Below are 6,502 nucleotides of genomic sequence, written 5' to 3'. Positions count from 1 at the left end.
CTCGCGGGCACCCGTGTCGAATCGGTAGACGTCACGCTTCCCGGCGGCCGCCGCGTGAAGGGCGAATGGGTCTATGGACCGCGAACACCCACCAGCGAGACCGAGCTCTCATCAATCAGCCAGGGCGCGATCTACTACGTCCACGGCAGCGGATACGCCGTGTGTTCGCCAAAGACCCACCGCCGGTTGACATCCTGGCTTTCCGCGCTGACCGGCCTTCCGGTGTTCTGCATCGATTACCGACTCGCCCCAAAGCATCGCTTCCCCACCGCGGCCGACGACGTCCGCGCGGGCTGGGACTGGCTGGTCGACACCAACGGCGTGCCGCCGAAACAGATTGTCATCGCCGGAGATTCGGCGGGCGGTCACCTCTCCGTCGACTTGCTGCTGCAGCCCGAGGTCGCCACTAGTCCCCCCGCCGCAATGGTATTGCTCTCTCCCCTATACGACCTCACGTTCGAGCTGTCGCTCGCGCGCGAACGGATTCGCCCCGATCCCGCCACCCGCGCTGCGAGCGCGGTCCGCCTGGTCGGCCTCTACCACGGCGGCGTCGACCTCACCCACCAACGGCTGACACTCAACGTCGCCGGAGGTCCCGCGCTTCCCCCCACCCTGATCCAGGCCGGTGGTGCCGAGATGCTGCAGGAGGACGCGCGCCAGCTCGCCGCCGACATCCGGACCGCCGGTGGTAGATGCGAACTGCAGATCTGGCCCCACCAGGTGCACGTCTTCCAAGCCCTGCCACGCATGACACCCGAGGCCGCCAAGGCCATGGCCTACGTCGCGCGATTCATCGCTCACGCCCTGCAGGACGCGCGCGCCGTCACCGAGGAGGTCCACTGACCATGTTCGGCCCCCTGGACAGATTGCTCGATCGGTCGAAAACCAGCCGCGGCGCCTCGGCGGTGGTGACCGGCGCAGGCAGCGGTATCGGCGCCGCCTTCGCCGTCGAATTGGGCAAGCGCGGCGGCGCGGTGGTGTGCAGTGACATTGACGAGGCGGCCGCGCAGCGGACGGCCGACACGATCACTGAACGCGGCGCTAAGGCGGTCGCAATCCGTTGCGACGTATCGCGATTCGAGGAGGTGCAGGCGCTGGCCGAACAGTCGCAGGCCTGGTTCGCGGCGCCGCCTACTCTGGTGATCAACAACGCCGGCGTCGGCGCGGGCGGTGCCGCAATCGGCGAAGCGCCGCTGGACGACTGGTTGTGGACCTTGGGCATCAACCTTTGGGGTCCCATTCACGGCTGCCACGTGTTCACCCCGATCCTGCGCGAGGCCGAGCCGTCGCGCGCGCCGCGGGGCATCATCAACGTGGCTTCCGCAGCGGCGTTCGGCGCGGCGCCCGGCATGGCCGCCTACAACGTCAGCAAGGCCGGCGTGCTCTCACTTTCGGAGACCCTCGCCGCCGAACTGGCCGGCACGCCGGTGCGAGTCACCGTGCTGTGCCCCACCTTCGTCAAGACCAACATCCTCGAGTCCGGCCGCATCAGCGAGCAATCCAGCGAACTGGCCGGAAAGCTGATGCGCTGGACGGGATTGTCCGCGGAGAAGGTCGCACGCACCTGCTTGGATGCCCACGACCGCGGCGAGCTTTACTGCATGCCACAGTTCGACGCCAAGATCGGCTGGAACATCAAACGCCTGGCCCCCCAAACATATACGCGGGCGGCGGGCCTGGTGTCCCGAATCAACCTGCCCTGACCACTCGACGCAAAGGAGCGCTTTGATGCCCATCGACATGGACGCCATGCTCGCCAAAATCAAGGATCGACAGTGGGCACTCGCCGACATCGATTGGGACGCACCCGGTGCCGACATGATCACCGATGAGCAGCGGCCACAACTCAAGGCGTTCATGGCCGACCTGTGCTGGATCGAAAACATCGGCGCCCGAGGATTCGCGGCGCTGGCCAAGAAGGCACCCACCCCGACCATCGGCGAGATCTACCGCTACTTCCACGCCGAGGAGCAGCGTCACGCCAACGCCGAACTGGCGCTGATGAAGCGCTGGGGCATGCTCGAGGACGGTGAGGTTCCCGAGCCCAACGTGAACATCCGGCTGGCCATCGACTGGCTGGACCGCTGGGCTGACGACATGCCACTGTCGCTGCTCGGCACCGTCATCCCGATGCTGGAGGTCGCGCTGGACGGCGCGCTGCTGAAATTCCTCCTCGACGAGGTGCACGACCCGGTGTGCCATCGGGTGTTCGAGAAGATCAACAACGACGAATCACGGCATCTAGTAGTCGATTTCGAAGTTCTCGACATGATTGGCCACGCGAAGATTCGACGAATGCTGATCGACTTCATCGGCCGCAACGCAACCCCGGGCCTCATTATCGGCGCGGTCATGGGCGCACCGCTGATCAACAGAATCCGGAACGAAATCACCGCCATGGGCATGGAGCCTGAGCGACTCTACAAGGCCGTGAAGCGATTCAAGGAACTGGGCGACCGCGCTGAGCACTCGAGGCGGGTACCGACCTACCGGTTCCTGAGGCGCTACGCCGGAGTGATCACGAATCCCCGCCACCCCTACCACCTGCTGGCCAATTCGATGGTGTGGCTTTCCGACCGGTATCCGCGGCCGCTGCTGCCGTCGGTACCGACTTGGGTCCGAGAAGTCACCCACGAGCCGGCGGCCTGACCGTGGCGAACAATCGCGCCCATGCGGCGCTCATCATCGGGGCCGGCTTCACCGGACTGGGGGCAGCAATCCGCTTGGCCGAAGCGGGAGTCGACGACATCGTGATGCTGGAACGCGCCGACCGCGTCGGCGGAACCTGGCGCGACACCACGTATCCGGGCGCGAGCTGCGACGTCCCGTCACTGCTGTACTCATACTCGTTCGTCAAGAACCCGACGTGGTCGCGCACCTATTCGCCCGCCCCAGAGATCTACCGGCATCTCGAGGACATGGCGAACAGGTTCGACATCCGCAGCCGCATCAAGTTCGGTCACGAAGTCAAGGACCTGACCTTCGACGAGGACGGCGGCGTCTGGACGGCCACCACCAAGAACCGCAAGAAGTTTCGCGCCCGCACCGTCGTGCTGGCATCCGGCCCGCTGTCCGACGTCAGCTTCCCCGACATCCGCGGCCTGGACAGCTACCGCGGACACAAGATCCACAGCGCACGATGGGACCACGACTACGATTTCACCGGCAAGCGCGTCGCGGTCATCGGGACCGGCGCCAGCGCCATCCAGATCATCCCCGAGCTGGTCAAGCAGGCCGGGTTCGTCAAGGTGTTCCAGCGCACGCCGTGCTGGGTGCTGCCACGGTTGGACGTCGCCACCCCACCGGCCGTGCAATCCTTGTTCACCAAAGTCCCTGCCACCCAACAGCTTGCGCGACAGGCTCTGTACTGGGGGCACGAAGCCAGCGCCACGGCACTGGTCTGGGACACACCACTGACATCGCTGGTCGCCCGGCTCGGGCGGGCGCACCTGCGCGCTCAGGTGAAAGATCCGTGGTTGCGACGTCAGCTGACGCCGGACTTCCGGCCGGGATGCAAGCGCATGCTGGTTTCCAGCGACTACTACCCCGCCCTGCAACGCGACAACTGCAAGCTCATCGACTGGCCCATCGCCACGTTGAGCCCGGTCGGCATCCGCACCAGCGACGGCATCGAACACCACCTCGATTGCATCGTGTTCGCCACCGGTTACGACGTGCACCTGACCGGCCCGCCCTTCGGAGTCACCGGACTCGGTGGCCGGTCGCTGGCCGCCGAATGGGCCGATGGCGCGCAGGCTTACAAGAGCATCAACGTGCACGGCTATCCCAACCTGTTCGTCATGACCGGCCCCAACTCCGGTCCCGGACACAATTCCCTGCTGGTTTACATCGAAGGCCAACTGGATTACGCGGTGCGCGGGATCACCGCCGTGCTCGACAACGACCTGCGATACCTCGATGTGCGCGAAGAGGTCCAGCGCCACCACAACGAGGGCCTACAACGCCGGCTCACCAAGACGACCTGGATGTCGGGTTGCCGCAGTTGGTACCTCACCAAGGACGGTTTCAACGGGTCGATGTACCCCGGTTTCGCCACGCAGTATCTTCGCCAGATGAGGGATTTCCGGTACGAGGACTATCAGGCGGTGGCACGTCACGCCAAGGCACAGGCCACCGCGTCGGCCTGAAATGCCGCACTGACATGGCAACCGAACGCGCCACGCGGCCCGAACCCGGCACCATCGCCAGCGTGCTGCACAACGTGCGGCGCGCACCCAAACGCGTTCGGCGCCAGTCGCGGGAGTACCGCCAACTCATCGAGGGGGCGGTGTCACAGCTTTTTGATGCGGCCGCCCGGCAGCCGGACGGCACGGCGAACTCCGGCGAATACCGGATCGACGACCTGGCCCGGCTGGCCGGTACCACCACCCGCAACATCCGCGTCTACCGCGATCGCGGACTACTGCCGCCTCCACTGCGGGTGGGCCGAATCGCGCTGTTCAACGACACTCACTTGACCCGGCTGCGGCTCATCACCTCGATGCTCGACCGCGGGTACAACATCGCGCACGTGCGAGAAATGCTCAGCGCGTGGGAGGAAGGCAAGAATCTCGGCGACGTGCTGGGCCTCGAAACCGCCATCGTCGGCACCTGGACCACCGAAAAGCCGGAAACGATGGCGCTGGCCGACGCCCAGCGGCTGGTGGACGACGCCGACGCGTTCGAGCGCCTGGTGGCGCTGCAGGTGATCCGGATCGATGGAACACAAGCCACCGTCACCCGCCCCAAGCTCATCGAAGCCTTCAACGAAATCCGCGGCTATGGCGTCAAATTCGACAAGCTCATCGACCTCCACGAGCAGATCGTTCCCGAGATCGACAAGATCAGCGACATGCTGGTGCGTGCGGGAGCCGAACACGTGCTGGATCGCATCAAGCCCGGCGAACCACTGCCGGCCGACGCCGAAATCGCCGAGCTGATCACCATGCTGGTGCGCTTCCGGACTCAAGCGGTGGCGACCGTCACCGCCACGCTCGCCTCGTCGATCGAATCCAGTATCGAATCGCTCGTTGGCCGCATCTTGGCCGACTATCTCGAATCGAGCTCTTCCGCCTAATCCTGTGTCCGTTCGCTCCGGCAAAAGCTATTGGCGCGCAATCAGATACGGCGCGAGCGTGGACAGCTTTTCGCAGGTTTCTTCGAATTCGCGGTCGGGTGTGGACCCTTCGATGATGCCCGCACCGGCCCGCAGCCATGTCTTACCGTCACATTCGTACGCGGCCCGCAGCGTCAGCGCCGCGTCAAGCCCGCCATCGGCTGAAACCATCACGACCGCGCCCGAATACAGCCCACGAGTTCCCTCGTCGAGGCGCAAGATCGCTTCAACGCCATTCGCTTTCGGAATTCCCGACGCGGTGACCGCCGGGAAGAGCGCTTCGAGGGCATCCATCCGGTCATTTCCCGTCCCCAACCGGCCGCTGACCGTGGAGCCGAGGTGCTGCACGCTTCCCCGCTCCCGCACGGTCATGAAATCGGTGACGGCGGCGGTGCCCGGCTCGGCGATCTCGGCCATTTCCTGCAGCGAACTCCGCACCGAAATAGCGTGCTCGACAATCTCCTTGGAATTCGACTCCAGGTCGTCGCGAGCCTGGCGGTCACGGGCCTCGCCATGGCCGAGTGCACGGGTGCCCGCCAGCGGTTCGGTCACCACGAGGCCGTCGCGATGGACCGCCGCGACCAGTTCGGGGCTATAGCCCACAGCACGAATACCACCCAGCCGCAGCAGGAACGACCTCACCGGGGTGTTATGCCGACGGGCCAGGCGGTAGGTGGACGGGAAATCAAGCGCGAAAGGCACTTCCAGAGACCGGGAAAGGATCACCTTGTGGTAGCGCCCCGCGGCGATCTCGCGGACGGCCGATGCCACGCGATCGCGATAGGCGGACGGGTCGGCGACCACGTCGACCGCCGAGGCGCCGCGCACGTCGGGCACGCCGGCGCCCAGTACGCCCAGGACTTCGTCCCGGTGGGCCGCCGACGTACCGAACAGCCGGACCTCCTCGCGGGTCACCACGATGCGGCCATGCGGCCAAAACACCCGGGCCAGTGGGGTTCCCGGTGCCAGGTGCTGCTGCAGCCCGTAGCGGTACACGCCGAATTCGAAGGCGATCCAGCCGAAGAGCTGGTCGGTCTCCAGCAACAGCCGATCGATGGCTTCACCGAGGACCGGCCCGGGCCTGCCCGACCATTGCTGGCTTCGGGTCACGCCGTCGCGGCTCACTCGCAGCTCGTCGCTGTCCAGCTCGATCATCGCGCGTACGCCGGTGGCCAGCACCCATTCACCACCGCGTTCGTAGAGCAGATACTCTTCCCCGACGTGCTCGGACAGTTCCGCGACCAGCGCGGCCGCCAGGTCGGCCGGATCGATATGTAGGGGGAGCGGAATCGACGGCGACTCAGAGCCGGCGGAACTTGTCTCGACGCTGACCTCGGTCACGGTTAGTAAATGTAGCCTAACCTATGTAGCTGTGCGCAACCGATT

The 6,502-nt window shown here is 65.6% G+C and carries 6 protein-coding genes; 5 read left to right on the top strand and 1 reads right to left on the bottom strand.

Annotation, left to right across the window (positions count from 1 at the left end):
* From A5652_RS05330 to A5652_RS05310, 5 genes are all read left to right on the top strand, one after another.
* Positions 1-843: alpha/beta hydrolase (locus A5652_RS05330; protein ID WP_067347366.1), on the top strand; the 843-nt coding region annotated here is incomplete at its 5' end.
* A 2-nt stretch (positions 844-845) separates the two neighbouring features.
* Positions 846-1,703, top strand: coding sequence for an SDR family oxidoreductase (locus A5652_RS05325; protein WP_067347362.1), 858 nt, complete (start codon positions 846-848; stop codon positions 1,701-1,703).
* A 25-nt stretch (positions 1,704-1,728) separates the two neighbouring features.
* A complete protein-coding gene (locus tag A5652_RS05320; protein ID WP_067347359.1) occupies positions 1,729-2,649 on the top strand; it encodes a reductase in 921 nt (306 codons plus the stop codon).
* Positions 2,646-4,148: an NAD(P)/FAD-dependent oxidoreductase gene (locus A5652_RS05315; protein ID WP_067347364.1), complete on the top strand. Its 1,503-nt coding sequence runs from the start codon at positions 2,646-2,648 to the stop codon at positions 4,146-4,148. Before A5652_RS05320 ends, A5652_RS05315 begins: the two co-directional genes overlap by 4 nt.
* A gap of 14 nt (positions 4,149-4,162) precedes the next feature.
* A complete protein-coding gene (locus A5652_RS05310; protein WP_067347357.1) occupies positions 4,163-5,077 on the top strand; it encodes a MerR family transcriptional regulator in 915 nt (304 codons plus the stop codon).
* 27 nt (positions 5,078-5,104) lie between these two features.
* Here the strand turns inward: A5652_RS05310 and A5652_RS05305 are convergent, their stop codons facing one another.
* Positions 5,105-6,457 carry a salicylate synthase gene (locus A5652_RS05305; protein ID WP_067347354.1) on the bottom strand — a complete coding sequence of 451 codons (1,353 nt, stop codon included), beginning with the start codon at positions 6,455-6,457 and terminating at the stop codon, positions 5,105-5,107.
* Positions 6,458-6,502: the final 45 nt, after the last annotated feature.

The sequence above is a fragment of the Mycobacterium sp. 1165178.9 genome (genome assembly GCF_001673555.1).
GTDB lineage: Bacteria > Actinomycetota > Actinomycetes > Mycobacteriales > Mycobacteriaceae > Mycobacterium.
This window is presented reverse-complemented; position numbering and strand designations above follow the sequence as displayed.